Annotated in this window: 14 protein-coding genes; 9 read left to right on the top strand and 5 right to left on the bottom strand. The window is 36.1% G+C overall.

Going from position 1 to position 17014, the window contains the following annotated elements:
* Positions 1–43: 43 nt before the first annotated feature.
* Complete coding sequence (locus tag AC23MB_RS04580) at positions 44–280, top strand: hypothetical protein (RefSeq protein ID WP_312324042.1); 237 nt, start codon at positions 44–46, stop codon at positions 278–280.
* Between the two features lie 131 nt (positions 281–411).
* On the opposite strand, the gene pnuC is transcribed toward AC23MB_RS04580, so the two are convergent.
* Positions 412–1101 (bottom strand): nicotinamide riboside transporter PnuC, encoded by a 690-nt coding sequence (pnuC, locus tag AC23MB_RS04575; RefSeq protein ID WP_487786631.1) that lies wholly within the window; start codon positions 1099–1101, stop codon positions 412–414.
* 177 nt (positions 1102–1278) lie between these two features.
* On the opposite strand from pnuC, the gene AC23MB_RS04570 reads away from it, so the two are divergent.
* The 7 genes from AC23MB_RS04570 (at position 1279) to AC23MB_RS04540 (ending at position 11400) form a co-directional block, all read left to right on the top strand.
* Entirely contained in the window at positions 1279–2793 is a 1515-nt protein-coding gene (locus AC23MB_RS04570) for an APC family permease (protein WP_313027842.1), read from the top strand.
* Between the two features lie 195 nt (positions 2794–2988).
* Positions 2989–4017 (top strand): WD40/YVTN/BNR-like repeat-containing protein, encoded by a 1029-nt coding sequence (locus AC23MB_RS04565; RefSeq protein ID WP_487786630.1) that lies wholly within the window; start codon positions 2989–2991, stop codon positions 4015–4017.
* A gap of 115 nt (positions 4018–4132) precedes the next feature.
* Positions 4133–5491, top strand: coding sequence for an oxygen-independent coproporphyrinogen III oxidase (hemN, locus tag AC23MB_RS04560; protein WP_487786629.1), 1359 nt, complete (start codon positions 4133–4135; stop codon positions 5489–5491).
* A 269-nt stretch (positions 5492–5760) separates the two neighbouring features.
* Complete coding sequence (gene secD / locus AC23MB_RS04555; RefSeq protein WP_487786628.1) at positions 5761–8673, top strand: protein translocase subunit SecD; 2913 nt, start codon at positions 5761–5763, stop codon at positions 8671–8673.
* Positions 8674–9110: 437 nt separating this feature from the next.
* Complete coding sequence (locus AC23MB_RS04550; protein WP_487786627.1) at positions 9111–10355, top strand: TCR/Tet family MFS transporter; 1245 nt, start codon at positions 9111–9113, stop codon at positions 10353–10355.
* A gap of 150 nt (positions 10356–10505) precedes the next feature.
* Complete coding sequence (locus AC23MB_RS04545; RefSeq protein WP_312322770.1) at positions 10506–10835, top strand: Sec-independent protein translocase subunit TatA/TatB; 330 nt, start codon at positions 10506–10508, stop codon at positions 10833–10835.
* 1 nt (position 10836) lies between these two features.
* On the top strand, positions 10837–11400 hold the full coding sequence (locus AC23MB_RS04540; protein ID WP_312322769.1) for a phosphatase PAP2 family protein: 564 nt from the start codon (positions 10837–10839) through the stop codon (positions 11398–11400).
* Between the two features lie 51 nt (positions 11401–11451).
* Here the strand turns inward: AC23MB_RS04540 and AC23MB_RS04535 are convergent, their stop codons facing one another.
* Complete coding sequence (locus AC23MB_RS04535) at positions 11452–11925, bottom strand: 23S rRNA (pseudouridine(1915)-N(3))-methyltransferase RlmH (RefSeq protein WP_079666326.1); 474 nt, start codon at positions 11923–11925, stop codon at positions 11452–11454.
* Positions 11926–11954: 29 nt separating this feature from the next.
* Here AC23MB_RS04535 and AC23MB_RS04530 point away from each other — a divergent pair, with 29 nt between their 5' ends.
* Positions 11955–12917 (top strand): YihY/virulence factor BrkB family protein, encoded by a 963-nt coding sequence (locus AC23MB_RS04530; RefSeq protein ID WP_312323717.1) that lies wholly within the window; start codon positions 11955–11957, stop codon positions 12915–12917.
* 76 nt (positions 12918–12993) lie between these two features.
* Here AC23MB_RS04530 and AC23MB_RS04525 read toward each other — a convergent pair whose 3' ends face one another.
* The 3 genes from AC23MB_RS04525 to AC23MB_RS04515 form a co-directional block, all read right to left on the bottom strand.
* A complete protein-coding gene (locus AC23MB_RS04525; RefSeq protein ID WP_487786626.1) occupies positions 12994–13371 on the bottom strand; it encodes a hypothetical protein in 378 nt (125 codons plus the stop codon).
* A gap of 190 nt (positions 13372–13561) precedes the next feature.
* Positions 13562–14755: a Na+/H+ antiporter NhaA gene (nhaA, locus tag AC23MB_RS04520; RefSeq protein ID WP_487786625.1), complete on the bottom strand. Its 1194-nt coding sequence runs from the start codon at positions 14753–14755 to the stop codon at positions 13562–13564.
* 12 nt (positions 14756–14767) lie between these two features.
* Positions 14768–16972 (bottom strand): RelA/SpoT family protein, encoded by a 2205-nt coding sequence (locus AC23MB_RS04515; RefSeq protein ID WP_487786624.1) that lies wholly within the window; start codon positions 16970–16972, stop codon positions 14768–14770.
* Positions 16973–17014 lie beyond the last annotated feature (42 nt).

Raw genomic sequence — 17014 nt, 5'->3', positions numbered from 1 at the left:
TGATTGACGAGTCAGTGATTTTGTAAGAAGCCTAAAAAAAATTATGAAGAAAATAACAATAAAAGCTAAAGATTTTTTCGAATTATTAAAATTGAAAGATCAGTCGATGTGGGATATTTTTGCATCCTTAATAGATGGAGAAGAAAAGGAACTTATTTTCGTTGACGAAAACAACGAGTTCTTGTTCAACTACATTTTGCCAACGGATTTCAAAAAATTACAAGACGATAAAGCTGTTTTCTCAAAAGAATATTCAGAAAAGTTGAGTGGGCTAAATTAGTCAAACAACTTCACGATAATTCCTCCTAGCCCCGATTGAAGCGGCATCCTTTTGTAATGGCCGCTGACCGGAGTCGAAGCGATCATTACAAAAGATATAGCGGAAAGCGGGTGAGGATTTTCTAAAAACAATTACTTGATCTGCTCCTGATTTTTGTTTTGATTTTTCCAAGTTTTGAGCCATTCGATGTAGCCAACTGTCGCCATAAATGTGAATACGAAATATTGTAGCGACGTGATGCCAAGTCCTTTGTAGAGCATCATTGGGATACAGATAAGGTCTGCGACGATCCAAAAAATCCAGTTTTCGACAATTCGTTTTGCCATCAAAAACATGCCGACCAAGAATAGAGAAGTCGTCACGATGTCCATATAATTCGCCCAATCGAGATGATATAATCCTAATTTGACATTTTCCATCGAGAAGTTGTTGTCGATAAAAGGTTTGTAATAGTAGATTAATCCTACAAAAACTAAACTCCCAACAAATAAAACAATCGCATTTTTCCAATCTTTTGGAGAGGCTTTTTCTACATTGATGTGAACGTTGTCGTTTGTATTTTGACGCCATAATATCCAACCATAGATGCTCATTACCGTATAGTAAACGTTAATCAGCATGTCGCCTAACAGCCCAAAAACAAACATGATGTAAATAAATAACACCGTAGAAATAATGCCTGTCGGATATACCCAAATGTTTTTTTTGATTGAATAATAGACGCTTATAATACCAAAAAAAGTTGCAATAGCTTCTAGGACAATAAGATAGGTGTCGTAGGATTGATATTGTGCACTAAGGTTGTTAAAAAAATCGATCATGCTGGTAAAGATACATATTTAATAAAAAATGGGTAATATTATTATTATATCATTAATGTTAAAAATACAAGATTCCCTTAACTTATTTTAATATTTTGTTAGGATTTGATGTTGTAATTGCGTTTTTTTTATATTTTCGTAACCTGAAATTAAATAAAGAAGTAAAGAGTATTTTTTATGTCAAACATTTGGATCAAAAAACCGCTAAGTGCTTACGAAGCGGACATGAAAAAAAGTCAATTGAAGCGTGTTCTTGGTAAATGGAGTTTAACAGCAATTGGTGTCGGCGCTATTATTGGTGGTGGTATTTTTGTGTTGACAGGGACGGGTGCTTATTATCACGCAGGTCCAGCTTTGGCGATTTCTTTTATTGTGGCAGGTATAGCCTGTGTTTTTGCAGCACTTTGCTACGCAGAGTTTGCATCGATAATTCCTGTAGAAGGTTCGGCTTACGCTTATGCTTACGGGACAGTTGGTGAGATTTTCGCTTGGGCGATGGGCTGGTGTCTCATCCTTGAATATGCCATGGCAAGTATGGCGGTCTCCGTGAGTTGGTCCGGTTATTTTAATAAATTTCTAAAAATATTTGGCGTCCATTTGCCTGCTTGGCTGACGTCGGATCCATCAAGTTATGTTGGCGAAGGATTCTCTATGAATTTACCCGCTTTTATCATTGTACTTTTAATTACTGCTTTGTTGGTTAAGGGGACAAAAGAAGCGGCTGGCGCTAACAACCTTATTGTAATTATGAAAACGTCGGCGGTTATTTTTGTAATCATCGCTGGAGCTTACATCGTATTTACAAACACAGATCTTTATACAAGTGTTGACGGTGTTAAAAACTGGAAACCTTTTATCCCAGCCGAAGCACTAGTTAAAAACCCCGAGGGTGATATGGTCTCAGCATACGGCATCAAAGGGATCATCTCGGGAGCTGCAGCTATTTTCTTTGCTTACATCGGTTTCGATGCCGTGTCTACACAAGCTGGAGAAGCTATTAATCCTAAAAAAGATGTTCCGTTTGCGATTATCACGTCGTTGTTAATTTGTACTGCGCTTTACATTTGTGTGTCGTTGGTATTGACAGGGATGATGCATTATACAGATTTTAATCCAGAAGGAAAATTCCCAGAAGCGATCAAGGCTCCAGTAGCTTACGCTTTCGAAATTGCAGGTTATCACTGGGCAAGTAATATTGTTACGATTGCAGCAACAGTAGGACTTATCTCTGTAATCATGGTTATGATGATGGGACAGTCGAGAATCTTCATCGGAATGTCAAAAGATGGACTTATCCCAAAATTCTTAGGAGAGCTTCATCCAAAAACTAAAACACCGGCAAAAGGAATTATTCTTCTTGGTGTTGTTGTAGCTTTCGTAGCGGCGTTTACACCGATTTCGACTTTGGCGGATATGACAAGTTTTGGGACATTATTCGCGTTTACGCTAGTGTGTATCGCGGTTTGGGTAATGCGTAAGAAAGAACCAAACCTAGAAAGAACTTTCAAAGTACCAGCTTACAAAGTTGTCGTTGCTTTGGGTGTTTTCATCAACTTATATTTGATTCTTAACCTTAGCGCACATGCTTTAGAATTGTCTGCTGGCTGGCTTGTATTGGGCGTTTTGGTCTATATGTTCTATGGTCGCAAAAATAGCCATCTTAACAATCCTCATAAGAATACCGAAAACTAAATATATTTTTTTGGCCCGCTTTTTTTTGAGCGGGTTTTTTATTTGGGCGTCTTTTCGGTCTACGGGCAGTCGCTGTTATGCTCGGACGGCTCCGCTTTGCTCCGCCGCCTCGCATAACGAGCTCCAACAATGCCCTTCGCCCGGACGCATATTCAAAATAAAAATACTAATTTGTCCTTCGAATATTTACAAGTCATGAAATCAATTTTTCTTTTTGTTGCGATAGCCGTTTTTGGATTTTCAAAATCTCAAAACATCAAGATTGATACTTTGTTAACAGATAACATTAGCATTCGCGCTATCGAAGTTTACGATGGCAAAGTTTGGTACGCAGGCTCGCAATCGAAGTTTGGGTTTGTAAAAATTAAAAATCCAAAAGATAAAAGTCAAATAAAGCTTAATTCCAAAAATCAAGAATTTCGTGTGTTAGCACGATTTAAAGAAGGTTTTTTCGAAACTGTTAATATTGGTTCGCCAGCTCAATTTTATGGTGTTTCTTCAGTCAATCTAAGTGTTTCGGAATTGATGAGATTTTCAGATTCTACAACTTTTTATGACTGTTTCAAAGTTAATAATACTAACAATAATGGTTTAGCGATTAGTGATCCATTTGCAGATGGGAAACCTAATTTTTTTATTACATCAAAAGATAAAAAAATGGTTAACGATACTTATCGAAATGTTCCTACCTATGCTAAAGGAGAAGCGCATTTTGCAGCGAGTAATTCTAATATTGCAATGCAGGGTAACAAAGTTTGGATTGCTACTGGTGGTACAAAAGCTAGAATTTTCAAATTCGATTGGGTAAAACCTTATGATTGGGAAGTATACGAAATGCCTATTGTGCAAGGTACACCTTCGCAAGGTATTTATTCTATTGATTTTGCGGACGAAAATTTTGGTATTGCTGTTGGTGGCGATTATAAAAACCAGTCCAAAAATATTAGCAACATTGCGACAACCAACGATGGCGGCAAAACTTGGCAAATACAAGCTTCTGGACAAAATGCAGGTTATTCGACTTGTGTTAAGATAAAACCAAAATCCAAAGGCAAGGAGATTGTTGCTTTAGGAGATAATCATATAAGTTATTCTAAAGATTTCGGAAAAACTTGGACAAAAATTTCGGATGAGAAAGGTTTTTACACTTGCGAATGGCTAGATGCCAAGACTTTAGTTTTAGCAGGAAAAGACAAAATTTCAAAACTTAGTTTTTTAGATTAATATGAAAAATTTCTCCTGTTTGTACAATAAAAGTCATTTTTTGGCTTTCGGAAAGTATATTTAACTCTGACTTCTATTTCGTAACTTTGCAGTCAATTTTAATGTCGAAGACAAGATGATTTCATTAGTTGACAAATACAATATTCCTGGCCCGCGTTATACCTCTTATCCAACTGTTCCGTATTGGGACGAAACTACATTTTCTACAGAATTATGGAAGCAAAGTGTAATAAGAACTTTCAAAGAGTCTAATGCGAAAGAAGGAATTTCAATTTATATTCATTTACCTTTTTGCGAAGCATTGTGTACATTTTGTGCATGTCACAAACGTATTACGAAGCAGCATTCTGTTGAGGTTCCGTATCTGGAATCTGTTATTAAAGAATGGAAACTTTACCTAGAATTATTCGACGAAAAACCTATTCTTAAAGAATTACATTTGGGTGGTGGTACGCCAACTTTCTTTTCACCACAGAATTTGAAAACACTTTTGTCTTCTATTTTTGAAACTGTAGAAATTGCTGAGCATCAAGAATTTTCGTTCGAAGGACATCCAAACAACACGACTAAAGAACATCTGCAGACACTTTATGATTTAGGATTTAGAAGAGTGAGTTTTGGTGTTCAAGATTATGATCTTAAAGTTCAAAAAGCCATTAACAGAGTTCAACCTTTCGAAAACGTAGAAAAGGTAACGAAATTGGCGCGTGAAATTGGCTATCAGAGTATTTCGCATGATTTGGTGTTTGGTCTACCACATTCTAATTGGGAAACCACTGAGCTTACCATTCGTAAAACTTTGGAGTTAAAACCAGACCGTTTAGCATTTTATTCTTATGCACACGTGCCTTGGATAAAAGGTGTTGGACAACGCGGTTTTGATGAAAAAGATTTGCCATCTGGTGAAGAAAAACGCAAACAATACGAAAACGGGAAAAAACTTCTTGAAGATCTTGGCTACATCGAGGTTGGCATGGATCATTTCTCTTTAGAATCTGATGACTTGTATCAATCCTTGATTGGTAAAAAACTTCACCGAAACTTTATGGGATACACGTCTAGCAAAACCCAATTGATGGTTGGTCTTGGTGCGTCATCGATTTCGGATTCTTGGTATGCTTTTGCGCAAAATGAAAAATCGGTGGAAGAGTATCAAACCAAAGTTGAAAATGGTGAAATTCCGGTTGTTAAAGGTCATATTCTTAATGATGAAGATTTAACAATTCGTCGTCATATTCTTAATTTGATGTGTCAACTAGAGACAACTTGGGATGTGCAAACAAGCTTCCCCGAGTTAGAAAATGCATTAGAAATGTTGAAAGAAATGGAAGCAGACGGCTTGGTAGAATTTGCAGATCATCAAATAAAAATTACCGAAAAGGGTAGAGCTTTTACAAGAAATGTAGCGATGGTTTTTGACCTTCGAATGATGCGTAACAAACCCGAAACCCGTATTTTTTCGATGACGATATAATTTTTAAAATTGGATTTTAATTCAGGAAAAATTATAAAATAGAATAACGGAAAGAGTTGAGAAATCAGCTCTTTTTTTGTTTTGCTAAAAGAGTTCACAAAGGTTTAAAAGATTTCGATTTTATCAAACATTTTAGCCAAGATTAAAATTAACTTAAAAAAAAGTTAAGGTTTTTACGCTGATTTGTTAATAATTACACAAAATCAAATTCTTATTTATAGAGAAAATCATTATATTTGCCGACTAAATTAATTATATATAGTAAGAAAATGCAAGGAAAAGGACTCGTTACATTAGTTGCTATCGTACTAGGACTTATATGTCTTAATGAGCTTTTGCCGTCTTTCTATGCCAACAAAATAGAAAAAGAGGCACTAGCTGTTGCAGGCGATAACCAACAAAAATACCAAGAGGAGATTGCAAGACTATCTAAGGATACATTGAATTTAGGTTTTACAAAACTTAACTATGTAGACGCAAAAGCTAAAGAAATGAAGCTTGGTCTTGACCTTAAAGGTGGTATTAACGTGCTTTTGGAAATTAATCAAAGAGATTTGGTGAATGATTTAACTAATTATTCTACAAACCCAGTGTTAATCGAAGCACTTAACAGAACAGAAAAAGTACAAAGAAACTCAACAAAGTTGTTTATTGATGATTTCTTTACTCAGTTTGATGCTGTTAACAAAGAAAAAGGTACTAATCTAAAACTTGCAGATCCTGAGATCTTCGGTAACACAAATTTGACTGAAATCAAATTTAATACAACTGATGATCAGGTTAGAAATATTGTAAGAAAGAAAATCGACCAATCTGTTGGTACAGCTTACGAGGTTATCCGTACACGTATTGACAAGATGGGTGTTACACAACCTAACGTACAACGTGTAGCTGGTACTGGACGTATCTTGGTAGAGATGCCTGGTATTAAAGATATCGACAGAGTTAAAAAAATGTTGGCGACTTCTGCAAAGCTTCAGTTTTGGGAAGTTCAACAAGTTCCAGAAGTATATCCATACTTCGAGCAGTTAGGACAATTAGTTCGTGCTAAAAGTGATTCTATGGGAGTTAAGGCTAACACAGATTTAGTAAAAGCGCTTCAGATTAACACACTTCGTTCTAACGGTGTTGCTAATGTTAAATTATCAGATACAGCTATTGTTAACAAAATTCTTAACAGTGAAGTTGCTATCAAAGCAAGACCTACTAACATTAAGTATACCCAATTCATGTGGGGATACAAACCAGAAAGAGAAGATCCTAACAATTTGGTGCTTTATGCAATCCGTGGGAATATCAGCCAAAAAGCGCCTGTTGATGGTGCTGTAGAAAGTTCTAACGTTAGTTATGACCAAATCGGACGTATCGTAGTAGACATGCAAATGGACTCAAAAGGTGCGAAAGAATGGAAAACAATGACTGGGAAAAACGTTAACAAGCCAGTTGCTGTAACTTTGGATAACAGAGTATATACGGCGCCTAACGTACAAGGTGTAATCCCAGATGGTAGAACACAGATTTCTGGTAACTTCACACAACAAGAAGCTAAAGATTTAACAGACGTTTTAGGTGCGGGTAAATTGCCAGCAGGTGCTAAAATTGTACAAGCTGACGTTGTTGGTCCTTCATTAGGAGCAGAATCTATCCAAGCAGGGGTGCTGTCATTCCTTATTGCATTTGCAGTTATTATTGTTTATATCATATTCTATTACGGTGGTGCAGGTATCTACGCAGTTATTGCGATGATCATCAACTTGTTCTACATCTTCGGAATCATGGACTCTATCGATGCGACATTAACACTTCCTGGTATTGCAGGTATCGTGTTGTCGATGGCGATGGCGGTCGATGCTAACGTAATTATTTATGAAAGAACAAAAGAAGAATTATTCCGTGGTAAGTCAATTTTAGAAGCTTACAAAGACGGTTTCAAACACGCATTATCTGCGATTATCGATGGTCACCTTACAACTTTGATTACGGCAGTTATCCTTTATATCTTTGGTACTGGACCTATCCAAGGTTTCGCAGTAACATTGATTATTGGTTTGATTATGACATTGTTCACATCAGTTCTTTTATCAAGGTTGATGATCTTCAATAGATTAAGCAAAGGTAAATCTCTATCTGTTTGGACGCCAATGACGAAGAATGCTTTCCGTAATGTATGGATCGACTTCATCGGAAAACGTAAATATGCTTATATCTTCTCAGCTATTTTAATGATCATTAGTTTTGCATCAATTGCAGTTAATGGTTTCAAATTCGGTATTGACTTTACAGGAGGACGTAATTATGTTGTACGTTTCGAAAAGCCAGTTAATGCTGAAAAAGTTGAAGCAAGCATTGCAAAACTTATGCAGACAGCAGATGGTAAAAACTCAGCAGTAGAAGCTAAAACTTTCGGTAGTGGTAACCAATTGAAAATCTCAACAGATTACCTTATCGATGACGAATCTTTAAAAGCTGACCAAACGGTAGAACAAAAAATCTACGAAGGTGTCAAAGCTAATCTTCCAGCTAACATGACCTTGGCGGATTTCAAAGCAGCAGATAAAGGCCATGCCGGTATTGTATCATCCACTAAAGTTGGTCCAACCGTAGCCGACGATATCAAAACAGGAGGTAGTTTAGCAGTATTAGCATCATTAGTAGGGATCTTTATCTATATTTTGGTAAGATTCGACAAGTGGCAGTTCTCGTTAGGAGCCATAGCAGGTCTATTCCACGATACAATTGTTATATTAGGTGTCTATTCATTATTCTACAAGATTGCACCATTTAACATGGAAATCAACCAAGATTTCATTGCTGCAATTTTGACCGTAATAGGTTATTCGATTAACGATACCGTAATTGTCTTTGACCGTATTCGTGAGTACCTTCGTGAGAAAAAAGCACTTACATTGGCTGGTCTATTCGATGACTCTATTTCGAGTACAATTGGTAGAACCTTCAATACATCATTCACTACGATTTTGGTTATTCTTGCAATTTTCATTTTCGGTGGCGAAAACCTAAGAGGCTTTATGTTCTGTCTATTGGTAGGTATCGGCTTCGGTACATATTCATCAATTTTTATCTCGTCAGCAACCGCTTACGACTTCCTAAAAGGTAAGAAGAAAGAAGAAGTACCGCATGGCAAAACAAGCGTAGACAACACAGAAATTGTAAAAAACTAAATTAGTTTTTAATAGTATAAAAAAGCCTTCAGTATCATCTGGAGGCTTTTTATTTGGGCGCCATTTCCGGCTGTCGCTAGTCGCTTTTTTCTTGGTGGCTATTTCGAGGCTGCAGAGCGGAGTCGAAGTCCCGAAGCCACCCAAAAAAAAGAGCTCCAACAGACCGTTCCATCCGGGGCGCAACAACCACATCCAATTTTATATTCGGGTTTGTTGTGATTGTCATTTTTGGATTTACGAATGATGATTTACAATTCACGCTTCGTCACTTAGAGTGTTTCACGTAACGAAATGTATCGAGAAGTTTAAAGAATTATGCATTATCAATTATCCATTATCAATTATCCATTATCAATTAATCTTGCTAGACAACCGACAACCAAAAACTAAAAACCAATCGCCAATCACAAAGAAAAAAAAACTAAATTCGTAGCCGTATGAAAAGCAATAAAAAATCAGCCGCAATTGGCTTCATTTTTATAACACTACTAATCGATATCACGGGTTGGGGAATTATCATTCCGGTAGTTCCAAAATTGATCCAAGAGCTAATCCACGCTGATGTTAGTGAAGCTGCACGTTATGGCGGTTGGTTAAGTACGTTATATGCGGTGATGCAGTTTTTATTCGCTGCAGTTTTAGGCGGACTAAGTGACAAATTTGGACGTCGTCCCATTATTTTAGCATCTTTGCTAGGTTTTGCAATTAACTTTTATATTCAAGCCATTGCTCCCACGATATTTTGGTTATTTATTGGACGTATTTTCTCAGGAATTACGGGGGCGAGTATCACAACAGCTAGCGCATACATTGCTGATGTGTCTACTGATGAAGACCGTGCCAAAAACTTCGGATTGGTAGGCGCAGCTTTTGGTTTAGGATTCATTATCGGACCAGTTATTGGTGGGGTTTTAGGACAATACGGCGCGAGAGTTCCATTTTATGCAGCATCAGGATTATGTTTGATTAATTTTCTTTACGGCTTGTTTGTCCTTCCAGAAAGTTTACCCAAAGAAAATCGACGTCCATTCGACTGGAAACGTGCGAATCCCATTGGATCGTTAATGGGGTTAAAACGTCATCCAGAACTTTTAGGGCTTATCGGTGCTTTAGTTTTGGTTTATATTGCAGGTCATGCGATGCAAACCAACTGGACATTTTTTACGATGTATAAATTCAACTGGAGCGAAAAGTTAGTCGGCATTTCCTTAGGTGTTTCTGGTGTTATGGCAGCTTTGGTACAAGGCGTTTTGATAAGATATTTGCAACCAAAACTCGGTAACGAAAGAAGTATTTATTACGGATTGATTTTATATTCTGTCGGGATGTTGCTGTTCGCGTTTGCAAGTGAAAGTTGGATGATGTTCGCCTTTTTGGTGCCTTATGGACTTGGCGGAATTTGTGGACCAGCTTTGCAATCTGTTATTTCTTCACAGGTACCCAACAGCGAGCAAGGCGAATTGCAAGGCGCTTTAGCAAGTTTAGTTAGTTTAACATCGATTATTGGACCACCTTTGATGACGAATATTTTCTTTTATTTCACGCATGATAAAGCACCATTCAAATTTGCAGGAGCACCATTTTTCTTAGGCTTTATATTAATGGGTGTTAGCGCATTCGTCGCTTATTACACCTTCGCTCGCAACAAACGTTTGAGAGAAAAGAAGGCGATGCAAGAGTAATTTTTTTTTTGATTTACGAATTACGAATTACGAATTACGAATTACGAATTAATTTTGCTTAAACCTTAAACTAATAACCAACAACCAATTTAAGAAATATTTAAGCAAAGGTTTTTGGTTGAATTTCAATACATTTTGTAAGTTTGCACTATGGAATTAAGTTTTGGTGAAATGCTGATGATAGCCTTGGCTATTGTGGTCTTATTTGGTCCTGATAAATTACCCGAGATTGCGCGTGGTTTGGGACAAGGCGTACGCAAAATGCGTGGTGCTGTCGACGATATCAAAACCGAAATAATGAAAGAAGCAGACAATCCTGTTTCCGAAATTAAAAAAGAAATCGACAAGGTTAAACAATCGGTTCAAGATTATAACCCGATGAATGATATCAAAAAATCAGTATCTCTAGAGTCCGAAAAACCAGAAACGCCCAAAGTTGATCAACTTAGTGATGAACACGAAGGACCTGTAAGTCGTTAATATGCTAGAGCTAATAGACAAAGACCGAGATTTACTCTTATATCTCAACAATCTTGGTGATGCTTCTTATGATCCGTTTTGGTTATTAGTAACTGGCAAATGGGTTTGGATTCCGCTTTACATTATCTTTTTGTATTTAGTTTTTAAAACTTACAAACCAAAATCTGTAATTTTTATTCTGATTTTCATTGCATTAGGAATTACGTTTACGGACCAAATTGCTGGCATTTTCAAATACGGGATTGCGCGTCTTCGTCCTTGTCATGATGAGGCTTTAATTCCAAAAATGAGAATGATAACTTGCGGAGGACAATATGGTTTTTTCTCGTCACATGCAGCGAATAGCTTTTTTATTGCTAGCTTTTTAAGTCTTCTTATCTCGCACAAATACCGTTGGTTACCAGTTTGTATTTTTGTGTGGGCAACAATAGTGTCGTACAGCCGAATTTATCTTGGTGTACATTTTCCGATGGATGTTGTTTTTGGTGCTTTGGTAGGTGTTTTGTCGGGTGGACTCTTTGCCGAAATCACAAAAATCGTCCTCAGAAAACAACAATCAATTTAAGTTTACACCAATCTTTTCGATTTGTTAAGAATTAAATTTAAAAACAAAAATCTAATCGTTGTGATACGGTTTTCCTTGAAGAATTGTTGATGCACGATAGATTTGTTCCACAAAGAAAAGTCGAATCATCTGATGCGTAAATGTCATTTTTGAAAGTGAAATTTTCTCGTTGGCCATTTGATAAATCTCATCTGAAAAGCCATAAGCGCCACCAACTAAAAAGTGAATCTTTTTAACCGAACTTCCCATCCAAAAATCAATTTTTTGAGAAAACTCGCGGCTTGTGAATTGTTTTCCTTTTTCGTCGAGGAGAATAACCAATTCGCCAGCGTCAATATGATTTTTAAAAAGTTTGGCTTCCTCTTTTTTGAGAGCGTCAGGTGTTAGGTTTTTGACGTTTTTAACATCAGGAATTTCCACAAGGTTAAAATTCCAATGCTTTGGAAGTCTTGGGATATAATAATTGATAAGATTGATAATTTCTTTATCGTCGGTCTTGCCGATGCAGAGCAAATTAATTCGCATTTAGTATCTTTGTTTTGCAATAAGAATTTATGGATAAAAAATTACCCAAATTTATCACAAAAATTTCAGATTTTCTGGATGGTATTCACATTCCGGGTTTGGGCATTTCTCTTTTGCAAATGATGAAGGTCTATTTTGCAGGTGTTTTTAGCAAACCTTTGGGCAAACAAGCGGCAAGTATCTCATGGAGTTTTTTCCTCAGTCTCTTCCCGATGATCCTTTTTATGTTTTCTCTATTGCCTTATATGCCGCATTACGACAAGCTTCAGTTCTATATTTTTGAAGTTTTGATGGAGAATGTTTTTCCCTCGCACATGCAACAAGATGTCAGCGATTATATCCAAAATAATATTGTCCCAAATATGAAAGGTGTCAGCAATTTGACCATTTTGTTGGTATTTGTTTTTGGGACCAATGGCGCATTTAGTTTAATCAATGGTTTTAACCACAACACTGAACTAAAACGCGGTTTTATCAAAGAATATGCGTTGGCGATGTTGATTACATTGGCTTTTATCGCATTGGTTTTGTTTTCGATTTTCGGAATTTATTACAGTGAAGTTGTTCTAAAACTCTTCACACCAGAATATAACATCAGTTGGCTGGTCGACAACTTGTCCAAGATTATTGGATTTATCTCATTTCCGTTGTTTTATTTTATTCTTTTGGCGTTGTTCTATTGGGTTGGTTGTCTTAAAATCACGAAATTCTCAGAAGCTATTCCAGGGGCAATTTTAACAACAATTTTATTTGTTGTTCTAACTTATTTCTTTGCTATTTATGTTGCGAATATAGCACGTTACAACGTTCTTTATGGCTCGATTGGATCAATTATTTTGGTGATGGTTTGGACCAATCTTAATGTGATGTTGGTGTTACTTGGAAACGAACTGAATCTCGCTATTAAAAAAGTAAAACTCGAGAATATCATAAATCAAGAAATGATCGTACATGATGATGCCACCGAGTCTTTTTCTGAAAATTTGGATTAAATTTTATTAATATTTAGTTAAAGATTTTAAATTATCTTTATAATTAAATGCTTTTATTTTTCCCATTTTGAGTATCTTAAACATTGTCTTTTAAACCTATTTCTAAGTCAATTGCTATGATTTTTCCGTCAATTTTAGTTTTAATTTTTCGTGTATAAAATTGCGGATATTTATAGTTTAAAAGATATTCTCGATTATCGTTGTAATCGTTATCCATGAAAACATAGTTTTCATTTTTTTTCTCTTGAAAGTTTTTTGAATTTATAATTTGATTAATTATTTTTTCTTGGTCTTTATTGGATATTTCAATACTGAAATGTTGAAAATTTCCACCAAGAATATAACTCTCATAATTTTCAATAATCCTAAACTTATCATTTAGTCGAAGATTGAGAGTTTGTAAATCTTTTATAACATTATGTTTCCTTTCATCGCTTCTATAAAAATCATCCATAAACGGAAACGCAAACAAAAGAATAAGGATTGTCGATACAATTTTACCAACTGTATATTTTTTAATGATAGAAATTACCAGCCAAATTATACAACTTATAATTAAAAAAAATAAAAAGCAAATATATAATTGCTGGGTTGCCAACGCCTATCATTTTTCTTTGTTAAAATTTAAAAATAACAATTAACAATTATTGAATTACAACTTTTTCTTTTCCAATTTTCTTCTTCCTTTTTGAAACTAAATTTAAAAGTGTATAACCGATAACACCTGCTAAAACTGACGCTATCAAAATCGCAAACTTAGCTTCATCTTGTATTTCTGGATTACCTTTGAAGGATAATAGCGCAATGAAAATCGACATTGTAAAACCGATGCCCGCAAGAAATCCAGCGCCAATCATGTGTAGCCAAGTCGAGTGGTGTGGAAGACTACTGATTTTTGACTTAATAGCGATAAACGAAAATAAACCGATGCCAATAACTTTTCCGGCAACCAACCCGAAAATAATCCCGAAACCGAAATTCGTGAACAATCCGTCAACCATCCCAGTTTTGAAAATAATGTTGGTATTCGCTAAAGCAAAAATCGGCATAATAATAAAGTTAACCGGTGTATGTAGTTGATGCTCCAACTTTTCAAGTGGTGATATTTCTGTTTTAGATTCGTTGGTAGGAATCGTAAATGCTAAAAGTACACCTGCGATTGTCGCGTGGATGCCCGAATGATGCATAAAATACCACAAGAACAATCCTGGAATAATATAGAAAATGTGTTTCTTAACTTTAAAATAATTAAGAGCAATAAGGAGTAAAATAATAGCGCCAGAAAGCCCTAAATACAGCCAATGAAGTTGATCGGTATAAAAAATCGCAATTACCATAATCGCACCCAAATCGTCTACAATTGCCAGAGCTGCAAGAAAGATTTTAACGGCCGGCGGAACTTTTTTACCCAACATCGAGATAATGGCTAACGAGAAGGCGATATCGGTCGCCATCGGTATTCCCCAACCTTTTTCGTATTCTGTACCATAATTGAATAAAAAATAAATAAGTGCAGGAACCACCATCCCGCCAATAGCTGCAAAAATCGGTAACGACGCACTTTTAAAACTAGATAATTCGCCCTCAATAATTTCGCGTTTTATTTCAAGCCCTACCAAAAGGAAGAAAATCGCCATTAATCCGTCATTAATCCAAATGCTAATAGGATATTTTAAATGGAAAAGATTGGTGCCAATCTCGGTATCTAAAAAGTTTTGGAAACTTTGTCCGATTGATGAATTTGCTAATAATAGTGAAAAAATGACACAAACAATAAGGATAACGCCAGATGATTGTGAGCTGTGAAAGAACTTTTTAAAGTAGTCGGTTAACTGCATGCTGTCTATTTTCTACAAGCGCTTCACTTTAGAAACGCCATTAATATTTTTAAGTTTTTTGAAAGTATCTTCTAATTGTTGTTTGTTTTTAACTTCAAGGTTGATGGTTCCTGTAAAAATACCATCGTTAGAAGCAATTGACATCGATTTCATATCCATTCCCATCGAGTTACTAATCACCGCGGTGATGTCGTTAATCATTCCCATTCTGTCAAGACCTTCGATCTCGATTTGAATTCTGTTTTTGAAACTTTCAGAATTTACCCATTTAGCAATTAGCACACGATAATCGTAGTTTGCGCGTAAGTTAATCGCATTAGGACAATTGTCATTATGGACTTTAATACCTTCGGAAATGGTGATGAATCCAAAGATTTTGTCACCCGGAATCACTGTACAACATTTTGCAAAATTGTAGTTTAATTTTTCTTCATCTTTTCCGAAGACAATTAAATCTAAATCTTGCGCTGGTGTGTCATTATCTGTAACAACCTTAGTTGTCGGCGATTTTCTGAAACGTTGTAATAAGTTCCCGAATAGTGTACGACCTTCCAAATAACGTTTGAGGTCGCCCATGTCATAAGTTCCATCTTGGAAACCTAAGAACAAATCTTGTGAGGTTTTAAGGTTTAAAAACTTTTGAAGTTTATTAATTTCATCGTCGTTAAAGTTAAGTTTTGCATGACGCATTTTACGTTGCAAGATTTCTTTACCTTCAGCTGTACGATTATTTTTTTCTGAATTAAGAATGGCTTTAATCTTAGATTTAGCCTTAGATGTTACGACAAAATCTAGCCAATCCGATTTTGGTTTTTGATTCTGAGAAGACAAAATATCGACTTGATCGCCGTTTTGCAAAACATAACTAATTGGCACCAATTTGCCATTAACTTTTGCACCAAGACATCTGGAACCCAAGTCCGAGTGCACCGAAAATGCAAAATCCAAAGCTGTCGCACCCGTTGGTAAAATTTTGATTTCACCTTTTGGCGTAAAAACGAAAACTTCTTTAGAATAAAGATTTAATTTAATATTATCAAGAAGCTCGGAAGTGGATAAATCTTGTTGCTGCTCGAGAACTTCACGGATTTCGGTTACCCAACGGTCAAAGTTTTGGTCGTCGCTATTTTTGTAACCTTCTTTGTAGCGATAATGCGCTGCGACACCTTTCTCGGCGATTTCGTCCATACGTTCGCTACGGATTTGCACTTCAATCCACTTTTTGTCAGGTCCCATAACCGTTAAATGCAAACTCTCGTAACCAGTCGACCGCGATTGCGAAATCCAGTCACGCATACGCGACGGATTGCTACGATAAAGATCTGTAACAATGGAGTAAATTTTCCAAGCTAAGAATTTTTCGTTTTTAGCATCTGATTTATAAATAATCCTAATCGCATAATTATCGAACACTTCTTCGAAAGTCACATTCTGCTTCAACATTTTACGATAAATCGAGCTAATCGCTTTTGCGCGCCCTTTTATTGTAAAGTTGAGACCTTCTTCATCAAGTTGTTCCGAAACTTCTTTTTTAAACTCTTGGATATATTTATCACGGCTTTCTTTAGCTAATTCTAACTTGCTCGTAATCTCGTTGTAGACTTCCGGATTGTTGTATTTTAATGATAAATCTTCGAGCTCGGATTTAATGTTATAAAGTCCCAAACGATGTGCCATCGGAGCGTAGATGTACACAGTTTCTGACGCAATTTTTTGTTGCTTGTCAGGACGCATACTTTCTAGCGTACGCATATTGTGAAGACGGTCGGCAATTTTAATCAAAATCACTCGGAAATCCTCTGACAACGTCAAAAGTAGCTTACGATAATTCTCAGATTGTATCGAGATATTTTGATTGTTCATTACCGATATTTTCGTCAAACCATTGACAATATCTGCGATTTTCTTTCCAAAAATCTTTTCTAAATCTTCATAAGTGTATTCCGAATCTTCGATAACATCATGGAGTAGGGCACAAGCAATACTTGTCGCACCTAGACCAATCTCGTTGGCTACAATTTTCGCCACTTCTATCGGATGGTAGATGTAGGGCTCGCCAGTTTTTCGACGTTGATCTTTGTGCGCATCCAAAGCAATATCAAAAGCTTTACGGATCAATTTGTTTTGATCTTCGTCGAGCGTTCGGTAAGTATTGGATATCAGATCTTTATATCGGGCAAGGATTTCCTTGTTTTCTTTTTCTAAATCGTAAGCCATGATTTGTGTAATGATAATCACGAATTTACGAAAAAATCAAGT

Source organism: Soonwooa sp. T0.1_25, from assembly GCF_057652215.1.
The sequence above is the reverse complement of the archived record's forward strand: the minus strand, read 5'-3'. Positions and strand labels throughout refer to the sequence as shown.

What these genes read in the sequence shown, in the direction of transcription:
- AC23MB_RS04570 (WP_313027842.1), top strand. Translation starts at nt 1,279, where the DNA reads ATGTCAAACATTTGGATCAAAAAACCGCTAAGTGCTTACGAAGCGGAC.
- AC23MB_RS04515 (WP_487786624.1), bottom strand. Translation starts at nt 16,972, where the DNA reads ATGGCTTACGATTTAGAAAAAGAAAACAAGGAAATCCTTGCCCGATAT.
- AC23MB_RS04535 (WP_079666326.1), bottom strand. Translation starts at nt 11,925, where the DNA reads ATGCGAATTAATTTGCTCTGCATCGGCAAGACCGACGATAAAGAAATT.
- pnuC (WP_487786631.1), bottom strand. Translation starts at nt 1,101, where the DNA reads ATGATCGATTTTTTTAACAACCTTAGTGCACAATATCAATCCTACGAC.
- secD (WP_487786628.1), top strand. Translation starts at nt 5,761, where the DNA reads ATGCAAGGAAAAGGACTCGTTACATTAGTTGCTATCGTACTAGGACTT.
- AC23MB_RS04545 (WP_312322770.1), top strand. Translation starts at nt 10,506, where the DNA reads ATGGAATTAAGTTTTGGTGAAATGCTGATGATAGCCTTGGCTATTGTG.
- nhaA (WP_487786625.1), bottom strand. Translation starts at nt 14,755, where the DNA reads ATGCAGTTAACCGACTACTTTAAAAAGTTCTTTCACAGCTCACAATCA.
- AC23MB_RS04525 (WP_487786626.1), bottom strand. Translation starts at nt 13,371, where the DNA reads ATGGATGATTTTTATAGAAGCGATGAAAGGAAACATAATGTTATAAAA.
- AC23MB_RS04540 (WP_312322769.1), top strand. Translation starts at nt 10,837, where the DNA reads ATGCTAGAGCTAATAGACAAAGACCGAGATTTACTCTTATATCTCAAC.
- AC23MB_RS04530 (WP_312323717.1), top strand. Translation starts at nt 11,955, where the DNA reads ATGGATAAAAAATTACCCAAATTTATCACAAAAATTTCAGATTTTCTG.
- AC23MB_RS04565 (WP_487786630.1), top strand. Translation starts at nt 2,989, where the DNA reads ATGAAATCAATTTTTCTTTTTGTTGCGATAGCCGTTTTTGGATTTTCA.
- hemN (WP_487786629.1), top strand. Translation starts at nt 4,133, where the DNA reads ATGATTTCATTAGTTGACAAATACAATATTCCTGGCCCGCGTTATACC.
- AC23MB_RS04580 (WP_312324042.1), top strand. Translation starts at nt 44, where the DNA reads ATGAAGAAAATAACAATAAAAGCTAAAGATTTTTTCGAATTATTAAAA.
- AC23MB_RS04550 (WP_487786627.1), top strand. Translation starts at nt 9,111, where the DNA reads ATGAAAAGCAATAAAAAATCAGCCGCAATTGGCTTCATTTTTATAACA.